The sequence below is a fragment of the Stenotrophomonas sp. 96582_Sma genome (genome assembly GCF_056480905.1).
On the sequence record NZ_CM151122.1, the window covers coordinates 2,287,026 to 2,305,116 of the forward strand.

Annotated in this window: 17 protein-coding genes; 16 read left to right on the forward strand and 1 reads right to left on the reverse strand. The window is 59.2% G+C overall.

What is annotated here, in order from left to right; genetic code table 11:
- Nucleotides 1–110 precede the first annotated feature (110 nt).
- The 6 genes from frmR to ACZK2R_RS10650 all read left to right on the forward strand — a co-directional run bounded on the left by frmR (nucleotide 111) and on the right by ACZK2R_RS10650 (nucleotide 8,513).
- The gene (frmR, locus tag ACZK2R_RS10625; protein WP_017354484.1) at nucleotides 111–386 is read left to right on the forward strand and encodes a formaldehyde-responsive transcriptional repressor FrmR; all 276 of its coding nucleotides are present in this window, start codon (nucleotides 111–113) and stop codon (nucleotides 384–386) included.
- Nucleotides 387–889: 503 nt separating this feature from the next.
- Nucleotides 890–2,218 (forward strand): DUF3422 family protein, encoded by a 1,329-nt coding sequence (locus ACZK2R_RS10630; RefSeq protein ID WP_026070509.1) that lies wholly within the window; start codon nucleotides 890–892, stop codon nucleotides 2,216–2,218.
- A gap of 68 nt (nucleotides 2,219–2,286) precedes the next feature.
- The gene (gene fghA / locus ACZK2R_RS10635) at nucleotides 2,287–3,117 is read left to right on the forward strand and encodes an S-formylglutathione hydrolase (RefSeq protein WP_017354482.1); all 831 of its coding nucleotides are present in this window, start codon (nucleotides 2,287–2,289) and stop codon (nucleotides 3,115–3,117) included.
- A 15-nt stretch (nucleotides 3,118–3,132) separates the two neighbouring features.
- Nucleotides 3,133–4,437 (forward strand): NAD(P)/FAD-dependent oxidoreductase, encoded by a 1,305-nt coding sequence (locus tag ACZK2R_RS10640; protein ID WP_026070508.1) that lies wholly within the window; start codon nucleotides 3,133–3,135, stop codon nucleotides 4,435–4,437.
- Between the two features lie 54 nt (nucleotides 4,438–4,491).
- Nucleotides 4,492–5,820: a replication-associated recombination protein A gene (locus tag ACZK2R_RS10645; protein WP_005413341.1), complete on the forward strand. Its 1,329-nt coding sequence runs from the start codon at nucleotides 4,492–4,494 to the stop codon at nucleotides 5,818–5,820.
- Between the two features lie 41 nt (nucleotides 5,821–5,861).
- Nucleotides 5,862–8,513 (forward strand): excinuclease ABC subunit UvrA, encoded by a 2,652-nt coding sequence (locus ACZK2R_RS10650; RefSeq protein WP_026070507.1) that lies wholly within the window; start codon nucleotides 5,862–5,864, stop codon nucleotides 8,511–8,513.
- Nucleotides 8,514–8,598: 85 nt separating this feature from the next.
- Here ACZK2R_RS10650 and ACZK2R_RS10655 read toward each other — a convergent pair whose 3' ends face one another.
- Nucleotides 8,599–9,558: a LysR family transcriptional regulator gene (locus tag ACZK2R_RS10655; protein ID WP_017354479.1), complete on the reverse strand. Its 960-nt coding sequence runs from the start codon at nucleotides 9,556–9,558 to the stop codon at nucleotides 8,599–8,601.
- Between the two features lie 131 nt (nucleotides 9,559–9,689).
- Between ACZK2R_RS10655 and ACZK2R_RS10660 the strand changes: the two genes are divergently transcribed.
- The 10 genes from ACZK2R_RS10660 to ACZK2R_RS10705 all read left to right on the forward strand — a co-directional run bounded on the left by ACZK2R_RS10660 (nucleotide 9,690) and on the right by ACZK2R_RS10705 (nucleotide 18,089).
- Entirely contained in the window at nucleotides 9,690–10,097 is a 408-nt protein-coding gene (locus ACZK2R_RS10660; protein WP_017354478.1) for a ketosteroid isomerase-related protein, read from the forward strand.
- Nucleotide 10,098: 1 nt separating this feature from the next.
- Nucleotides 10,099–10,704: a GNAT family N-acetyltransferase gene (locus ACZK2R_RS10665; RefSeq protein ID WP_017354477.1), complete on the forward strand. Its 606-nt coding sequence runs from the start codon at nucleotides 10,099–10,101 to the stop codon at nucleotides 10,702–10,704.
- Entirely contained in the window at nucleotides 10,701–11,573 is an 873-nt protein-coding gene (locus ACZK2R_RS10670) for a carbon-nitrogen hydrolase family protein (protein ID WP_017354476.1), read from the forward strand. The genes ACZK2R_RS10665 and ACZK2R_RS10670 overlap by 4 nt, the downstream gene beginning before the upstream one ends.
- Before the next feature lie 72 nt (nucleotides 11,574–11,645).
- On the forward strand, nucleotides 11,646–11,990 hold the full coding sequence (locus tag ACZK2R_RS10675; protein WP_478487988.1) for an FAD-dependent oxidoreductase: 345 nt from the start codon (nucleotides 11,646–11,648) through the stop codon (nucleotides 11,988–11,990).
- On the forward strand, nucleotides 11,987–12,934 hold the full coding sequence (locus ACZK2R_RS10680) for an NAD(P)/FAD-dependent oxidoreductase (RefSeq protein WP_478487990.1): 948 nt from the start codon (nucleotides 11,987–11,989) through the stop codon (nucleotides 12,932–12,934). The genes ACZK2R_RS10675 and ACZK2R_RS10680 overlap by 4 nt, the downstream gene beginning before the upstream one ends.
- 265 nt (nucleotides 12,935–13,199) lie before the next feature.
- The gene (locus ACZK2R_RS10685; RefSeq protein WP_005413335.1) at nucleotides 13,200–14,309 is read left to right on the forward strand and encodes an S-(hydroxymethyl)glutathione dehydrogenase/class III alcohol dehydrogenase; all 1,110 of its coding nucleotides are present in this window, start codon (nucleotides 13,200–13,202) and stop codon (nucleotides 14,307–14,309) included.
- A gap of 56 nt (nucleotides 14,310–14,365) precedes the next feature.
- Nucleotides 14,366–14,941 (forward strand): S-(hydroxymethyl)glutathione synthase, encoded by a 576-nt coding sequence (gene gfa / locus ACZK2R_RS10690; protein ID WP_005413334.1) that lies wholly within the window; start codon nucleotides 14,366–14,368, stop codon nucleotides 14,939–14,941.
- A 97-nt stretch (nucleotides 14,942–15,038) separates the two neighbouring features.
- Entirely contained in the window at nucleotides 15,039–15,782 is a 744-nt protein-coding gene (locus ACZK2R_RS10695) for a cation diffusion facilitator family transporter (RefSeq protein WP_049400906.1), read from the forward strand.
- A 543-nt stretch (nucleotides 15,783–16,325) separates the two neighbouring features.
- Nucleotides 16,326–17,366, forward strand: a complete 1,041-nt coding sequence (locus tag ACZK2R_RS10700) for a lipid A deacylase LpxR family protein (RefSeq protein WP_017354473.1) — start codon at nucleotides 16,326–16,328, stop codon at nucleotides 17,364–17,366.
- A gap of 108 nt (nucleotides 17,367–17,474) precedes the next feature.
- Nucleotides 17,475–18,089, forward strand: coding sequence for a flavodoxin family protein (locus tag ACZK2R_RS10705; protein WP_157804745.1), 615 nt, complete (start codon nucleotides 17,475–17,477; stop codon nucleotides 18,087–18,089).
- Nucleotides 18,090–18,091 lie beyond the last annotated feature (2 nt).

The following is an 18,091-nucleotide window of genomic DNA, read 5'->3' on the forward strand; positions in this document are numbered from 1 at the left end:
AAATCAGGCGCAGACTCAGTTGACGGAGTTAAAGACCCTCGCAGATTGCTAGCTTGCATACTATCGGGGAGTATAGTATCGTTCCCTCATGTGATACGGACAGGTGCGCAATGCCTCACAGCCCTCGGGAGAAAAAGCAGGCCCTTACCCGCGTACGTCGGATCAGCGGACAGGTGGCTGCATTGGAGCAGGCTCTGGAGAGCGGGGCGGAATGTGCTGCAGTACTTCAGCAGCTTGCTGCTGTGCGCGGGGCGGTCAATGGTTTGATGGCGACGGTTCTGGAGAGCTATCTGCGTGAAGAGTTCCCGCATAGCGACACCCACACCGACTCTCAAAGGAAGTCGATTGACGAGACCATCTCTATTGTCCGCTCCTATCTCCGTTAGTCAGTTCGCGACATTGCTTGATGGCGCTAGTACTAAGTAGAGGAGGCAATCTATGGGTGTCCGAACTACTTCATTTCCAAGTAGAACCCGCCATTCCTAACCCCTTCGTGGGTTAGGGCGTCACGACTAGGACGTTGAGGCCTTTCCAGGAGGCTCCAAGGCATGCTGGATGATGTCAGTCGAGTTGCGCCTGTCTGTATTTCTTGGAGCGGGCAATCTCTGTCGGCATCGTTGCCTTCGGCATCTGACTGAGTCATGGGAGGCCCTTTGAAGTGAGCTTCCAGCCTCGTTGCGACTCCCATGCGGTCCGCGCCTGGCTGGAAGGTGGGAGAGCAAGGGCCTGCGATCTATGCGGTGCTGTCCTCCCAGCTTGTTGTGGTTCCCACTACCGCCCTACACCAGAGCCGGCTCCACCACACGACCTTTCGCTGAGCTATCGCACAAGCAAGTGATAGACCTCCCGTGAGCGGTGTTTAGAAGATCATCCATTCTTGAGGCTATGTATGAATGACCCATCCGGCCTGAGCCAAGCTGCAGGCACGCCAGCAGAAGGCTACGTATATGGGATGCCGGCGCACGCGGACCGCCGCGCCGCCGTTGAGGAAGTCCATGCGCGACCGCACCTTCTCACCCAGTCTCCGCGAAGCCTTCTCCAGCTCTCCTTCATGACAGAAGGGGACATGAGTCGAGATCGTGCCGCGATCGACGATCTTTCAGGTCGTATGGGGGCTGCAGTCGAGGATCACACCACACCTCATCACGCGCTTACGTGGAATGAGGGTGATCTGCACTGCGAGAAGCACACTGAGTTCTCTTCCTACCTCTGGAGCGCACCACTGAGCTCAGAAACAGGTGAGCCTTGTGGGGACAACCCGTTTAGACAGGGATTCAAGCCGCCAGGACCCGTGATCTCGGCTGTTAGCGTCAGGCTTTTGCCTTGGACCGCGGAGGCGGAGAAGGAAATAGATTGCTTTGATCCCGTCAGCCGCTGCTACTCGCTGGTTGAGAACGGTGCCGCGGCCATTGTGACCGACTTCCGTCAAGACGAGGAAGGGCTAACCCACATGCTCATCCTTGATCGCGACCTGACTCCGGCGCGGGCAGGAGCGCTGGCGCAACGACTGCTCGAGGTCGAGACATACCGAACGCTTGCCCTCCTAGCGCTACCGCTGACTCGTTCCATGACGTCGAATCTTCGTCGCATGGAGGCGCGTCTGGCTGCAATTACTGAAGAGATGCGCAGGGCCTCCGGCGGACGTCGTGACAGTGACGTGCTCCTCTCGGATTTGACCAGCCTGGCTGCAGAGTTGGAGGCGGACGCCGCGGCAAATCTCTATAGGTTTGGTGCAAGTCGGGCTTACTACGAAATTGTTGAAGAGCGACTGGATGCGTTGGCGGAGGATCAAGTTGCCGGCTATAGCACCTGGGCGGACTTCTTGTATCGAAGGATTGCACCGGCCATGCGAACTTGCCAGTCAGTGAAGGAGCGACAGGGGAAGCTCTCAGACAAGTTGACGCGCTCGATCTCGCTCCTCCGGTCGTGGATTGATGTTGAGCTCGAGCGGCAGAACCGCGACCTACTGGCGTCCATGAATGAACGGGCGAAGGTTCAGCTGCGCCTGCAGCAGACGGTGGAAGGTTTGTCGGTGGCCGCCATCTCGTACTACGTCGTGAGTCTTCTCGCATACCTGCTCAAGGGTTTGCCTGGGACGCATGACATCGCAGCAACCGTCACTGCGATCTTGGTTCCCGCTGTATTGCTGCTGATTTGGTGGATTGTCCGAAGGATCAGGCATGCACACGGTGACTCGGCAGTCGAGGACAAGGCCTAAAGCCTCGCTTAAGGCCACATTCGATTCGCGATAGATGGCCTATCAAATTCAACTCAGAGGAAAGAACAATGGAACGCATTGAGCGTCACGCAAGCTTCGGTGGATGGCAGGACGTCTACCAGCATGAATCATCCAGCCTTGGTTGCACCATGAAGTTTGGAGTCTATCTCCCTCCGCAGGCGTCCAGCGGCCCGGTACCTGTTCTCTACTGGCTCTCTGGCCTGACGTGCACAGAGCAGAACTTCATCACCAAGTCTGCAGTGCAGCAGCTCGCTGCTGAGCATGGCATTGCCATCGTTGCTCCGGATACAAGTCCGCGCGGAGAGTCCGTCGCGGATGATCCAGCTTACGATCTCGGCCAAGGTGCGGGGTTCTACGTCAATGCCACCGAGGCACCGTGGTCCGACCACTACCGCATGTATGACTACGTTGTAAGTGAGCTGCCTGCTCTCGTTGAGAAGAACTTCCCTGTTAGCCAGGCTCGCTCAATTAGCGGCCACTCAATGGGCGGCCACGGTGCCTTGGTCATCGCTTTGCGAAATCCAGGTCGCTATCGCAGCGTATCCGCCTTCTCTCCGATCGTGGCACCCACCCAGGCTCCTTGGGGCCAGAAGGCGTTTTCGGCCTACTTGGGGGGAGATCAGGAGCAGTGGCGGCAGTATGACGCCGTGGAGCTGATTGCAGATGCAAAGGAGCGCCTGCCCCTGCTCGTGGATCAAGGGCTCAGCGATGATTTCTTGCAGAATCAGCTCCGCCCCGAACTGCTTCAAGATGCATGCGCCAAGGTGAATCATCCGCTTTCGCTGAACCTTCGCGATGGTTACGACCATAGCTACTACTTCATCTCCAGCTTCATTGCCGATCATCTCAAGCACCACGCATCGGCGCTGAACACCTAACCAAGGAGTGCTGCCGTGATCAAGACCTCCAGAAATCGTCATCAAGTTGTGATCGTTGGGGCGGGCTTCGGCGGACTGGAGGCCGCCACGCACCTTGAAGGAGTGGATGTCGATGTAACAATCATTGACCGGCGGAACTATCACTTGTTCCAGCCGCTGCTCTACCAGGTGGCTGGTGCGTCACTGTCACCGTCGGAGATCGCATGGCCGATCCGCTATCTGTTCCGTGACCGCCCGGAGGTCAGAACCCTCATGGCGGAGGTCGAGGGTGTGGATAAAGCTGCCCGCCAAGTGATCCTTCAGGACGGCACTCGATACCCTTACGACACCCTTGTGCTCGCTACGGGAGCAACACATGCCTACTTTGGGCATGACGAATGGTCGAAGTACGCTCCAGGCCTGAAGAGCCTGGAGGATGCAACAACCATTCGAGGCAGGATCTTGAGCGCGTTCGAGCAAGCGGAGCTCTGCAATGATCCCGAGGTTCGAGAGGCCCTTCAAACCTTTGTGATCATTGGTGGTGGGCCTACAGGTGTCGAGCTTGCCGGAACCATCGCGGAGCTGGCGCGTGGCACGCTGCAGGATGACTTTCGGTCAGTTGATCCCAGCAAAACCCGGGTATTTCTCATTGAGGCGGGTCCGCGGCTGCTCCCCGTCTTTCCTGAAAAGCTCTCCGAGTACACGAGGCGCGCCCTCGAGAAGCTTGGGGTATCCGTTTTGTTGGGGGCCCCTGTCACCGAGTGCGCCTCTGATGGGGTGATGCTCAATGGCAAGAAGCTGGCGGCATCCACAATCGTCTGGGCAGCGGGAGTTCAGGCGTCTCCAGCCGCACGTTGGCTCGACACCGAATCAGATCGGGCGGGGCGCGCAATCGTCGGCCCTGATCTAACGGTGCCTGGTTCCCCCAACATTTTCGTGATCGGGGACACTGCTTCATCAGCCACTGCGGACGGAAAGACCGTTCCTGGAATCGCGCCGGCGGCCAAGCAGCAAGGCAAGTACGTCGCGGGCCAGATTGAAGGGCTGATAACAGGGGCGCGGAGGACCGCTGCATTCAAGTACCGGCACCAGGGCAACCTCGCCACGATTGGACGCAGCCTTGCAGTAATCGATATGGGGAAGCTAAAGCTGAGCGGAGGAATCGCATGGTGGATCTGGAAGCTCGCTCACATCTACTTCCTTATCGGAGTGCGAAATCGCCTGAGCGTCGCAATGAGCTGGGTATGGAATCACAGCGTTGGATACAGAGGGGCTCGCATCATCCTCCGTGAAAAAGCAAGCAATGCCACAAGCGGCTCATTGGATGGGAAGCTGAAATAGGGGCCAAGACGCTCTGAATGCACACTCGCAACTGACTTCCCGAAGGAGAACACCTTGGCAGATCTATTCACAGCGAAACCAAGGGCACCACTGGCCGAACTGCTACGACCGAAGTCTCTCGACGAGTTCGTTGGGCAGCAACACCTGCTGGGGCCGGGGAAGCCTTTGCGTCTTGCCTTTGAAGCAAGAAGTCTGCACTCCTTCATCATGTGGGGGCCCCCGGGCGTCGGTAAGACCACCCTGGGGCGCCTCGCAGCGATGGTGACTGACAGTCACTTCATTGCGATCTCCGCCGTACTCGCCGGGGTAAAGGACATCAGGCAGGCCATTGATGATGCGCGGGCCGAACTCGACGTCCGCGGTCGCTCCACGGTACTTTTCGTCGACGAAATTCACCGGTTCAACAAGGCCCAGCAGGATGCGCTGCTACCTCACGTTGAATCAGGGCTACTCACGCTGGTGGGCGGCACCACAGAGCATCCAGGACTGGCCGTTAACTCGGCGCTGCTTTCGCGCGCGCAGGTGTACACACTTGAGCCTCTGTCTGACGCAGATCTTGAGAAGCTCTACGAACGCGCCAGACCTCACTTGCGAGGCGTTGACCTCTCCGATCCCGCATTGCAGCTGCTGAAGGGCTTCGCTGATGGTGATGGCCGCAGATTCCTGAATCTTCTCGAGCAGGTCTCAACTGCGGCCTCTGAGAAGCGGGTGGAAGAGGTGGATCTTGAGTTTGCCAAGCGCTCCACCAGCCCGTCACTGCGTCGATTCGATAAGGGCGGGGACGAGTTCTATTGGCAGCTCTCCGCGTTTCACAAATCACTGCGTGGCTCTGATCCCGACGCCTCCCTCTACTGGCTAGCGCGCATTCTGGATGGGGGCGGGGACGTGAGCCAGGTCACACGTCGAATGATTGTTATGGCAAGCGAAGATATCGGAAATGCTGATCCGGGCGCTCTGCACTTGGCCATCCACGCTGCGCAGGCGTATGAGCGACTTGGCTCTCCTGAAGGTGAAATTGTCTTGGCCCAGGCTGCGACCTATCTGGCGCTCTCCCCCAAGTCGAATGCGTCCTATGCGGCTTGGGATCTAGCAAGGGCCTTCGTCAAGGAGCACGGATCATTACCAGTTCCCATGCATCTTCGGAATGCTCCAGCGAAGCTTATGAGGCAGATGGGGTATCGACAAGCATATCGCTACGCGCATCATGAGCCAGACGGCTACGCAGCTGGACAGACGTACCTGCCGGAGGGTGTGGAGAGGCCGAACTGGTATCGGCCCACTGATCGGGGAGCTGAGCGCGCCTTGGCTGAGAGACAGGCATGGCAGCGAGCCTTGGATGAAGAGGCATCGCAAACCGAAGCCGATCCCTCTTCGGGCCAGTGATCCAGCTGAACTTAACGTCTACAACCTACAGAGACATGCACATGCCAAACGCCACATTCGGTGAAGCTTCCTGCAGTGTCGCAGCAAGCGGCCTTGTAGAGGTGCGCGGTGCGCGTGAGAACAACCTTAGAGACGTTGATGTCTCAATTCCTCGCAACGCACTGGTCGTCTTTTCCGGTGTATCCGGTTCCGGGAAGTCATCTCTTGCATTCGGGACAATCTATGCGGAAGCTCAAAGGAGGTACTTTGAGTCCGTTGCTCCCTATGCTCGACGCCTAATCGATCAGGCAGGCGTCCCTGATGTTGACTCCATCGATGGACTCCCGCCGGCAGTAGCGCTGCAGCAGCAGCGTGGTGCCAGCAATGCGCGATCTTCGGTGGGTAGCGTCACCACGCTATCCAGCCTCATTCGTATGATGTATTCCCGCGCGGGAGCATATCCGGCTGATCAGCCTATGCTTTATGCCGAGGACTTCTCACCCAATACTCCCCAGGGCGCATGCGCGACCTGCCATGGCCTTGGCCATGTGTACGAGGTGACAGAGGCCCTCATGGTGCCGGATCCAAAGCTGAGCATCCGTGAGCGTGCCATTGCTTCGTGGCCACCTGCATGGCACGGGCAGAACCTTCGCGACATTCTGGTGACGCTGGGCTACGACATTGATAGGCCTTGGAAGGACCTTCCCAAGAAAGACCGCGATTGGATTCTGTTTACCGAGGAGTCGCCCACTGTGCCGGTCTATGCTGGGTTCACGCCGGCGGAGACGCGTGCGGCCCTGAAGCGTAAAACTGAGCCGAGCTACATGGGAACCTTCACTGGCGCCCGTAGGTATGTCCTGCACACGTTTGCTAACACGCAAAGTGCCCTGATGAGGCGCCGCGTATCGCGATACATGGAGGGTAAGCTTTGTCCCACCTGCCATGGCAAGCGCCTTAAGGCAGAGTCGCTGTCAGTGACATTTGCGGGTGTGGACATTGGTCAATTCATGCAGATGCCTCTTGACCAACTGGCTTCCCTGCTCGAGCCCATTTCTCAAGGAGACTTCAGTGCTCATGCTGGCGGGGGCAAGGCGAACAAGGAAGCCACCCGTCGTGATCGCGCCGATAGGGCGGCCAGTGGGCGGGCGGTCCACGCGGTGTCTCCTGACGTCCGCCGCACCTCAGCGCTGTCGGAGGAGAAGCGCCTGGCCGCGCAGCGCCTCGCTAGTGGAGTGATGAGCCGAATCAGTCAGTTGCGTGGCCTTGGGCTTGGCTATCTAACTTTGGATCGCGCTACGCCGACATTGTCCGCTGGCGAGCTGCAGCGATTGAGACTCGCCACGCAGTTGAGCTCGCTGCTCTTTGGCGTGGTGTACGTGTTGGACGAGCCGTCGGCAGGTCTTCATCCCTCCGACAGCCAGGCTCTCTATGACGCCTTGGACCGCCTCCGCGACGGTGGTAATTCCGTATTTGTTGTGGAGCACGATCTGGAGCTGATGCGCCGTGCCCAGTGGTTGGTGGATGTTGGGCCTGAGGCGGGAGAGCGGGGCGGCAAAGTGCTCTACAGCGGAGAGCCGGATGGTCTTCGTGACATCGACGAGTCACGTACCGCGTTGTACCTCTTTGACAAGGTCCCGCCCCCTAGTGGCCAAGAGCGTCAAGCGAGTGGTTGGCTGGAACTTCAGGGCATCCAGCGTCACAACCTGAAGCGCATTGATGCGAAGATACCTCTGGGCATCCTCACCGCGGTGACCGGGATTTCGGGATCGGGCAAGTCCAGCCTCGTCGCCCAAGCGTTGCCGGAGCTGATGATGCTTCAACTTGGACACGAGCCTGAAGACGACGCGGTGGAAACGGGGGCAGCAGACGGGCCAACCGTCATCGAGACGACAGGGGGACACCTCGGCGGAGATGTCGATGCTATTCAGCGTCTCGTCCAGGTTGATCAGAAGCCAATCGGACGGACGCCGCGATCGAATCTCGCGACTTACACCGGCCTTTTCGATCATGTTCGAAAGCTGTTTGCCGCAACACCAGATGCGCGGCGTCGACGTTACGACGCAGGTCGATTCTCCTTCAACGTGGCCAAGGGACGTTGTGAGACGTGCGAAGGGGAGGGGTTCGTGAGCGTCGAGCTGCTGTTTATGCCTAGCGTCTATGCACCGTGCCCAACGTGCCACGGTGCGCGATACAACGAAGCTACGCTGAAGGTGCTTTGGAACGGTAAGAACATTGCAGACGTTCTGCGGATGACTGTCGAGGATGCACGTGAATTCTTTGGCGATGAGGACGCGATCGCTCGCCCACTTCAGTTGCTGAAGGAGATTGGCCTTGGATACCTTCGACTGGGCCAGCCGGCTACCGAGCTATCGGGTGGTGAAGCGCAGCGCATCAAGCTGGCCACAGAGCTTCAACGAAGCCAGCGCGGGCGGACACTGTATGTCCTGGATGAACCCACTACGGGCCTCCATGCCTCGGACGCGGATAGGCTGCTTGTGCAGCTCCAGCGGCTCGTTGATGCCGGCAATACGGTGGTCATGATTGAGCACGACATGCGTGCCGTTGCTCAGGCGGATTGGGTAATCGACGTGGGTCCAGGTGCCGGTGATGCGGGCGGGCAGATCGTGGCGGCAGGAACTCCAAAACAGGTCGCTCGCGTGAAGAGAAGCCGTACCGCCCCCTTCTTGGCTGAGGAACTCGCCCGCGCGGGTTGACCCGACGCTCTTTTGGCCACCATGAGCGTCCCTGGCGCTCATGGCGGCCAGATCCCGTATCAGAGAGCGGCCAAGCGACTCGGCATTAGCGCTTCCCTGCTTTGGATGGCGTTAGGGCCGAGGTGGGGGAGGGCGCCATCTGCGTAAGGCTTGGTAGTGCTCCGACGGCGGAATGGAGTGCATCGAAAACTACTCTGACGCGAGGTGAGACTGGGCCGCGTTGAGGCCGATAGACGTACAAGCCCCACGGCGCAGGATCGAATTCTTCCATCACACGCTGCAGAACACCTGACTGAATGAGTGGGGCAGCCATGTAATCAGCAAGTTGGGCAAACCCCAAGCCCGCAATGACCCCTGCCATCTCCATGTCGGCATTGTCTGCAATGAAGACCGGTGCTGTCGGCGCCACCTGTACGCCTCCAGCCAGGTACCAGGGCCAGGGCCTGCCTGTATTGATGTCCACCGATGCAACCAGTGGAAACCGCGAGAGCTCGCTAGTCTCCGCTGGTGCTCCGATTCTCTCTACAAGTGCGGGGGAGCCAACGATGTGCAGTCGCATCTCTCCTGCCTTCTTCGCAATGAATCTGCTATCACGCATGAAGCCGACGCGGATTCCGACATCGATCCCTTCATCGACAGCGTCTGCAACCCGATCGCTTAAGCGAACGTCCAAGACAATTCCCGGGTGACTTTGGGTCACTGTATCCAAGGCGGCAAGAACTGCCCTGGAGCCCATGCTGTGAGGGGCACTAATTCGGACTGTGCCCACAATCTGTGAGGCCGTCGCCTTGGTTCGCGGGCGCCACAGCTTGTCTAAGCCCTCAAGCGCCGGCCGCAGCTGATGTAAGAGATCCTCCCCAAAGGCCGTGATGCGAACCTGGCGTGTGCTTCGGTGGAACAACAGCTCCCCGTAATGACTTTCAAGGGCCTGTATCGCTCGGGTGATGGCCTGAGGAGAGCTTCCCAGTCGAACAGCGGCCTCACGAAAGCTCGGCGCCTCAGCCGCGGCCCTAAACGTCTTTAGAAGATCCAGCTCGCTGTTCATCTCAAGGCCCCCATGGTCGTTGGGCTCATATTATTCCATTTCAGGGAATTATGAAATCCTATCAATTCCATATACAACAATTCTTCAGGTCTCCAGAATTCCTCCACACCCTCACCTGACCGGAGAACCTGATGAGCAAGTTCAACTACATCGAAGAGTACTACCAGGCATTCAACCGCGGTGATCGCGACGCGATGCTCTCGATGCTCACTGATGACGTTGTGCACGATCTAAATCAGGGGAGTCGCGAAGTAGGGATCGACGCATTCCGCGCGTTCCTGAGCCGCATGGATTCCTGCTACAGCGAGCAGCTTCACGACATCGTGGTGATGTACAGCAGCGATGGTGCGCGTGCCGGCGCGGAGTACGTGGTGCACGGACTCTACCACCACACGGACGAAGGTCTCCCTGCAGCGGCAGGGCAGATCTATGTTCTTCCCGGTGGCGCGTTCTTTGACATCCGTGATGGAAAGATTGCGCGCGTCACCAACTACTACAACCTGGAGGACTGGATTTCCCAGGTCCACAAGGCGCCCTGAAATGGCTACCAACGTGCGAGTAGAGGTACTGGTCGGCACCGAAATCGAGGACTGGCTCGATCGCGTCGCTCAGTTGCGGATCGAGATATTCAGTAGCTATCCCTACCTGTACGAAGGAGACATGGACTATGAGCGTCACTACCTCCGCAATTATGCGACGTCTGACGGGGGCATCGTTGTCCTGGCCAGGGATGGAAGGGACGTTGTAGGTGCATCGACTGGCCTTCCTTTGTTGAGCGCCGATGCCGCTTTCATTCGTCCCTTCCAGGAGCACGGTCCCCGGCCAGAAGAAGTCTTCTACTGCGGGGAGTCCGTACTGAGGCCGGAGTACAGAGGAGCTGGCTTGGGCCACGTCTTCTTTGATCGAAGAGAGGAGCAAGCCCGACGAAAGGGCTTCAAGTGGTCTTCTTTCGCGTCGGTGGTTCGGTCGGAGACTGATCCGCTTAGGCCACCTGGATATCGAAGCAATGAAGGCTTCTGGACTCGCCGTGGGTATGCACAACAGAGCGCGATGAAGGTCGCTCTTCCTTGGCGGCAGCATGGGGCCACGCACGAAACCGAGCAGACACTTTCACTTTGGCTCCGTTCCTTGGAGGACGTTACATGAAGATTGCAGCAGCTAAGTACGTGATCGGTCGTCCGAAGACCTTTGCCGAGTTCGCTGCGCGCCAGCGCCGAATTCTGAATGACGCACGGGAACAAGGAGTTGAGCTTGCAGTACTTCCGGAATACCTGTCGCTGGAACTGGGTTCGACTCTTCCAGAAGCTCTTCAGCTTAGCCTGAGGTCCACCCTGGAGTCGCTCCAGATCTATCAGAGCGCATGGTGTGAGCTCTATAGCACCTTGGCTGTCGAACTGGGAATGACCATCCAGGCAGGAACGTTCCTCACCGCAACATCCCATGGGATGTATCGCAACCGTGCCTGGTGGTTCACAGCTGATGGTCGCAGCGGATGGCAGGACAAGCTTCAGCTTACTGGCTTCGAGAAGCAGGCAGTTGTCATCGAGCCTGGCGATCGCATCGCGGCGTTTGAGCAGGACGGAAAGCGTGTCGGGATTGCGGTTTGCTATGACAGCGAATTTCCGCTTCCTGTTCGCCTCCAGCAGGAGGCAGGGGTGCGCTTGCTGTTGGTGCCAAGTTGCACCGACACCGACGCCGGTGCCACCCGTGTCGATGTTGGGTGCCGAGCGCGAGCGCTTGAGAATCGGATGTTCGTGGCAAAGGCGGTCACCGCTGGCGTCGCCGACTGGAGTGAAGCGCTTGATGTCAACACCGGTGAGGCAATGATCCTCTCACCGATGGACCATGGCTTCCCCAGTGACGGCGTGCTCGCAGCGACCTCCGACGATCAGGAGTGGGCGATTGCTGACATTGACTTCGCAGCGCTCGAAGCAAGCCGTGCACGAGCGCAGGTAGCCGTCGACAAGGATTGGGATGGTCAGCTCCGCTTCCATTCCGTTGAGGTCCTGAACTAACCAACGTCTAGATGCCTGGGCCATGAAGTGCTCGTGGGCGTCGCTGGCAACTCAAATACCTGGGGAATCAAAATGCATCGTATTGTCATTGTTGGTGGTGGGGCCGGAGGGCTGGAGCTGGCTACGCAGCTGGGCCGGAAGCTCGGGCGCTCAGGGCGAGCAAAAGTCACTCTTGTCGATGCTCGGATGACGCATCTGTGGAAGCCACTTCTTCACGAGGTTGCCTCAGGCGCGTTGGATGCCGCAGAAAGTGAGCTCAACTATCTCGCCCAGGCTAGCTGGAATCACTTCCAGTTTCAGTTGGGGCGGATGACGGGTTTGGATCAGAAGTCCAGAAAGATCGAGCTTGCCCACTGTACGATGAGGAGGGCAACGTTATTGCGCCCCGTCGCTCGATCTCCTACGACACCCTGGTGATCAGCGTGGGTAGCGGAACGAACGACTTTGGAACTCCCGGTGCAGCGGATCATTGCCTGTTCCTGGACGATCCCGATGCCGCCATTGCTTTCCAGAAGCGGCTGCTGAGCGAGTACATGGGCGCGCAAGCGCGCGGCAAGTCAGAAACACTGGAGGTTGCGATCGTCGGCGCCGGCGCCACCGGTGTCGAGCTGGCGGCCGAGCTGCGTGATGCTGCAAGGCAATTTAGCGCTTATGGGCTGGACAAGATCTCTCCCGAGAATCTGAAAATCACGCTTATCGAGGCTGGTCCGCGAGTGCTGCCAGCTCTGCCAGAGCGCGTGAGCCTGCCGGTCGCCGAGCGACTTGTACATGAAGGCGTTCGTGTCATGTGTGGCTCGGCTGTGACCCTAGTGGATGAAGAGGGCCTGCAACTCGCCAATGGCATCAAGGTTGCTGCGAGGCTGAAGGTATGGGCGGCGGGCATCCGTGCTCCCGTCTTCCTTGCATCCCTCGGGAACCTAAAGACCAATCGCATCAACCAGCTCGAGGTATCTGAAACGCTGCAGACAACGCAGGATCCGAACATCTTCGCATTCGGGGATTGTGCAGCCTGCCCGAATGGACACAGCGGTACAAACGTTCCCCCCAGGGCACAGGCCGCTCATCAGCAGGCTCACTTCCTTGCGCAGGCGATTACCCGCCGTATCGAGGGACGCCCGCTGCCCAGCTTCACCTATCGAGACTATGGATCGCTGGTGTCCCTGTCGAGGGAGGGCGCCGTTGGCACGCTGATGGGTAACCTCATGGGGTCATTCAAGGTCGAGGGCTGGCTGGCCAGGATGTTCTACATCTCACTGTATCGCATGCACCAGAGGAGCCTGTTCGGTACACGCCGGGTGGTTGCGCGCATGCTGGCAGACGCATTGGGACGGAGTACGGAGCCTCGCCTCAAGTTGCATTGATGCGGGCGAGCTGAGGGGCGGAGCTGCGAGTCAACAATTCCAACGCAAGGAATTATGAAATCCAATCTGTTCCATATACAGCAATCCATCGAAGTCCAATACTTGGTCCCAACAGCTCGCCAAGAAGAATGCTGTAGGCGCATTCGACCTGATTGAAACGCGTTCTAGAGCCGGCGCCAGGGGCGGCGCGCCCGATGTACCACTGATCAAGCTCGCCCCAAAGACCGTTGTCGCACTTATCTCGTTACACCCAAGGAGAACTCACATGAAATCCCGTGCAGCCGTTGCATTCGGTCCCGGTCAACCGCTCGAGATCGTCGAAATCGATGTTGCTCCGCCGAAGAAGGGCGAAGTACTGGTGAAGATCACCAGCACTGGTGTCTGCCATACCGACGCATTCACCCTGTCGGGCAATGACCCTGAAGGCCTGTTCCCGGTGGTGCTGGGCCATGAAGGCGCCGGCATCGTTGTCGAAGTGGGCGAGGGCGTGACCAGTGTGAAGCCCGGCGATCACGTCATCCCGCTGTACACCGCAGAATGCGGTGAGTGTCTGTTCTGCAAGAGCGGCAAGACCAACCTGTGCGTTGCCGTACGCGCCACCCAGGGTAAGGGTGTGATGCCTGATGGCACCAGCCGCTTCAGCTACAACGGCCAGCCGCTGTATCACTACATGGGCTGCTCGACCTTCAGCGAGTACACCGTCGTGGCCGAAGTCTCTCTGGCCAAGATCAATCCGGAAGCGAATCCGGAGCACGTCTGCCTGCTCGGTTGCGGTGTCACCACTGGCATTGGTGCGGTGCACAACACGGCCAAGGTGCAGGAAGGTGACAGCGTGGCCGTGTTCGGCCTCGGTGGCATCGGCCTGGCGGTGATCCAGGGTGCTCGTCAGGCGAAGGCTGGTCGCATCATCGCAGTGGACACCAACCCGTCCAAGTTCGAGTTGGCCAAGCAGTTCGGCGCAACCGAATTCGTGAACCCGAAGGATTACGACCGTCCGGTTCAAGAAGTCATCGTTGAGATGACCGGCTGGGGCGTCGATCACAGCTTCGAGTGCATCGGCAACGTCAATGTGATGCGTTCGGCGCTGGAGTGTGCACACCGCGGCTGGGGCCAGAGCGTTGTCATCGGTGTGGCCGGTGCTGGTCAGGAGATCTCCACCCGTCCGTTCCAGCTCGTGACCGGTCGTCGCTGGATTGGCAGCGCCTTCGGTGGTGTGAAGGGCCGTAGCCAGCTGCCTGGCATGGTCGAAGACGCCATGCGGGGTGAGATCGATCTGGCTCCGTTCGTGACCCATACGATGGGCCTGGAAGCAATCAACGAAGCCTTCGAACTCATGCACGAAGGCAAGTCCATTCGTACTGTCATCAACTACTGATGCACCGCAGCACCGGGCAACCGGTGCTGCACTTCCAACAATAGGAGTTTAAGTCCATGCAACACCAAACTATCCATCCCTCGGTCGATTCCGGCGTCGTTGCCGGAACCGCCGGCTTCAAGGGCGGCACGCTGAAGTGCCTGTGCTCTGACAAGCCGGTTGAGATCTCCGTCGCAAGCAATGTGGCCCACAACCATGCCTGTGGTTGCACCAAGTGCTGGAAGCCGGAAGGCGCCATCTTCTCCGTGGTCGGTGTCGTTCCCCGCGATACCGTTTCGATCACGGCGAATGCCGACAAGCTGGCGATTGTCGATCCGGCTGCGACCATCCAGCGCCACGCGTGCAAGGACTGCGGTGTCCACATGTTTGGCCGCATCGAGAACAAGTCCCATGCCTTCTACGGCCTGGACTTCATTCACGTTGAACTGTCCGAACAGAAGGGCTGGGAAGAACCGCGCTTCGCCGCATTCGTGTCTTCGATCATCGAAGGCGGCGGCGCAAGGCCGGAACAGATGGACGGCGTCCGTAGCCGCCTGAAGGCTCTGTCCCTGGAGCCGTACGACGTGTTGAACCCGCCGCTCATGGATGCGCTGTCCGCGCATGCTGCACGACTCAGCGGCGTTCTCTCCTAAGCAGTGTAAATGCCGCCCCTTGCATGCAAGGGGCGGTACTTCCTGACAGTACGCCACCGGCGTATACATTTTCGCTCAGAGCCTGGAGTCTTCGACCATGTCCTTGCTTCCCCCCAACGCAATGCACGAGCGGACTCTGCAGGGCGTACAGAGCACCGGCAACGCACGGGCAATTACGAAGGCCGCGACTCTCACTGCGGTCATGATGTCCGTCGAAATTGCTGGAGGATGGGCCTTCAACTCGATGGCTCTTCTCGCAGATGGCTGGCACATGAGCTCTCACGTGCTGGTACTCCTGTTCGCACTTTCTATCGCTTGGTACGCTGAGCGGAATCAGAGCCGCCCAGAGCGCGCGGCTCGGGTGCTAGCGGTTGAGCTCATCGCGGCGAGCGTAAGCGCGATGATCATGCTTTGGATTGCCGCTTCGATGGCCTATGAATCGACGGAGCGTCTCCATGCGCCAGAGGCTGTTCAGTACTCAGAAGCGCTTGCCATCGCCGTTGCGGGTTTGATTACAAATATATTCTCAGCGCGGTGGCTACATTCTGCCTACCATCGCGAAGGTGCTGCGGTTGATCACTGCCACGTTCCGCATGAGCGCCATGCTGACGAGAAGGGGGCCGATGCGCGCAGGAGTCCCAATCTTCGTGCGGCCTATCTTCACGTCGCTACGGACACCGCTGTAACGGCACTCGCAATTACTGCACTTGTCGTGGGGATGATCTGGGACGTGACGTGGCTGGACTCAGTCACAGGCCTCATCGGAGCGTCGGTTGTCGCAGTCTGGGCCATTAGATTGCTTCGTAGCTCCATTTCGGCGTGGATAGGTCGGCGTAAGTAGCTAGTGCGGTGGTGCCTCCGTGCTCAGCACGGAGGCTAGCCCTGCGATTGGGAGCCTTCCACAAAACTCGCTGCGACCGGAGTCATTCCTGGACGCATCTGGCGAGCCCGCTGAGCGCATATGCCCCACCTCACATGATGCGGAGTTGCTGGCGGGGTGGCCATTCTCTCAGTCAGAGATCAACAAACTGACTGTGATTCTGAAACGTCCATCTTGAGCGGCTGACGTTGCTTCGCAGCGAGGTGACGTGCCCTTCAGTCTAGGTCAGTACCTGGGGCGCCGGCTGTTGCGGCACTAGGGGAGGGCCTGGACGATCTCTTGCTCAGGCGAACGTCTTGGCGAGCCCAAGAGCGCTAGATACTGCTGCAGGGATGCGCCGCCTTTGAAAGCAATTGGCGTGCGGCCGGCTGATGGCCTGGTGTATGGCTCAAACCCCTTCCTCCGGGTCTACTGCGACAGCGCATTAGATCTTCAATTGAACCTCACATTGAGTCAAATGGCAGCAAGCCCATGAAAAGACTGGCGCTTAGTCGGTTGTCTGTGATGGCGGCACTCGTGTTCCTGGCCGCTGCCCGAGCCCCGGTGGCCCAGGCGGCCGAACAATGTGGCCCGGACGCGATGCGCGATCACCCGCCGCAGATCAGCTTCCGCGTCGACAACGACCTGTTCGGTGGCCGCCACCAAGACCAGGGCTATACCAACGGCGCGCAGCTGACCCTGGTCTCGCCGAACCTGGTCGACTACACCGCCGACCCGTGCCTGCCGCGCATGGCGCGCTGGGTGAACCAGTACCTGGAAGGCCTGCACCCCGGCAGGTTCGAGCAGCAGAACATGATCTTCAGCATCGGCCAGGCCATCTTCACCCCCACCGACCCGACCCGCCGCGACCTGATCGAGGATGACCGGCCGTATGCCGGCGTGCTGCTGGCCAGCTTCGGCTTCAACGCACGCAGCGGCGACCGCCTGCAGACCACCCAGCTGGCCGTGGGCGTGGTCGGGCCCTGGGCCCAGGGCAGGCAGGTGCAGAACGCCGTGCACGACGCGCTAGGGGACGAGAAGTTCAAGGGTTGGGACAACCAGCTGCACAACGAGCCGGTGTTCATGCTGACCCACGAGCGCATGCGCCGCTGGCCGGCCGATGCCAGTGTCAATGCCGGCGGCTGGGGCTGGGATGCGATCAGTCACTATGGCGGTGCGATCGGCAACCTGGAAACCAAGGCCAACGCCGGTGGCGAAGTGCGCTTCGGCTGGAAGCTGCCCGACGACTTCGGCAGCACGCCGCTGCGCCCGGCCGGCGAGAACACCGCGCCGACCCGTGGTGGCCGCCTCAGCGGCTGGTCCTGGCACTTGTTTGCGACCACCGACGCGGCATGGGTAATCCGCGACATCACTCTGGACGGCAATACCTTCCGCAACAGCCACAGCGTGGACAAGCGCCACGTGGTCGCCCAAGGCGGCTACGGCATCGCGGTGATGCGCGGGCGCTGGAGATTCGCAATGGCGCGTTACCACAGCACCCGGGAGTTCTATGGCCAGCGCCAGTCGCCGGTGTTCGGAAGCTTCACTATTAGCCGCTCGCTATAGTAGGTGGCGACGATCGCGGGTGTTCGACCATGCAATGTCCTTGAGTGCAGTACCTCGCAGAGCGACTACAGAAGTAACGCGGGAGTGCATGATGGAGAGTACTGAATGATGCTAATCACCAAGCTCGTCGTAGTCATCGTCGCGCTTGCCGCTGGGATCAAGGTGATTGATTGCTGTGTCGTGTGGGCAGCGCGACGAAGGCTGGAGAAACTTCAGAAGCTAAAGGCGCCGGCCCCATCGAGATCTCCTTTACCCGATGCCCTGGTGGTCTACTACTCTCGCTCTGGGCACACCGCCTTAGCCTCTAGTTATCTGGCGAACCAGTTACACGCCGATCTGCGTGCTGTCGAAGCATTTGACTACTCATTGGGCTTGGCCGGGTGGGTGAATGCTATGGCTGATGGGGGTCTTGATGACGCGTGGATAAATCCCGCGTGGATGGATCTAGCTCCCTATGACGCTATCTATTTGGGAACACCCATCTGGCGTGGTTGCCCAGCGCCGCCGGCTTGGGAGTTTGTTAGGAGCAACATGTTCCCTGGGAAAAAGGTCGTACTAGTCACTACATCCAGAGGATCATGGAAGCAGTCAGCTATTGAGCTCCTTGGGCGAGAGATAGTTCGACGAGGTGCGCGATCATTCGAGCATCGGCCTTTGGCGCGCAAGCGTGCCTGGTTCAGAAGATCGGACCCAGATGATCTCAGAATTACGGATCTGATGTGACC

Coding starts and splice junctions, on each gene's coding strand:
- frmR (WP_017354484.1), top strand. CDS start 111: ATGCCTCACAGCCCTCGGGAGAAAAAGCAGGCCCTTACCCGCGTACGT.
- ACZK2R_RS10630 (WP_026070509.1), top strand. CDS start 890: ATGAATGACCCATCCGGCCTGAGCCAAGCTGCAGGCACGCCAGCAGAA.
- fghA (WP_017354482.1), top strand. CDS start 2,287: ATGGAACGCATTGAGCGTCACGCAAGCTTCGGTGGATGGCAGGACGTC.
- ACZK2R_RS10650 (WP_026070507.1), top strand. CDS start 5,862: ATGCCAAACGCCACATTCGGTGAAGCTTCCTGCAGTGTCGCAGCAAGC.
- ACZK2R_RS10655 (WP_017354479.1), bottom strand. CDS start 9,558: ATGAACAGCGAGCTGGATCTTCTAAAGACGTTTAGGGCCGCGGCTGAG.
- ACZK2R_RS10660 (WP_017354478.1), top strand. CDS start 9,690: ATGAGCAAGTTCAACTACATCGAAGAGTACTACCAGGCATTCAACCGC.
- ACZK2R_RS10665 (WP_017354477.1), top strand. CDS start 10,099: ATGGCTACCAACGTGCGAGTAGAGGTACTGGTCGGCACCGAAATCGAG.
- ACZK2R_RS10670 (WP_017354476.1), top strand. CDS start 10,701: ATGAAGATTGCAGCAGCTAAGTACGTGATCGGTCGTCCGAAGACCTTT.
- ACZK2R_RS10675 (WP_478487988.1), top strand. CDS start 11,646: ATGCATCGTATTGTCATTGTTGGTGGTGGGGCCGGAGGGCTGGAGCTG.
- ACZK2R_RS10685 (WP_005413335.1), top strand. CDS start 13,200: ATGAAATCCCGTGCAGCCGTTGCATTCGGTCCCGGTCAACCGCTCGAG.
- gfa (WP_005413334.1), top strand. CDS start 14,366: ATGCAACACCAAACTATCCATCCCTCGGTCGATTCCGGCGTCGTTGCC.
- ACZK2R_RS10695 (WP_049400906.1), top strand. CDS start 15,039: ATGTCCTTGCTTCCCCCCAACGCAATGCACGAGCGGACTCTGCAGGGC.
- ACZK2R_RS10700 (WP_017354473.1), top strand. CDS start 16,326: ATGGCGGCACTCGTGTTCCTGGCCGCTGCCCGAGCCCCGGTGGCCCAG.
- ACZK2R_RS10705 (WP_157804745.1), top strand. CDS start 17,475: ATGCTAATCACCAAGCTCGTCGTAGTCATCGTCGCGCTTGCCGCTGGG.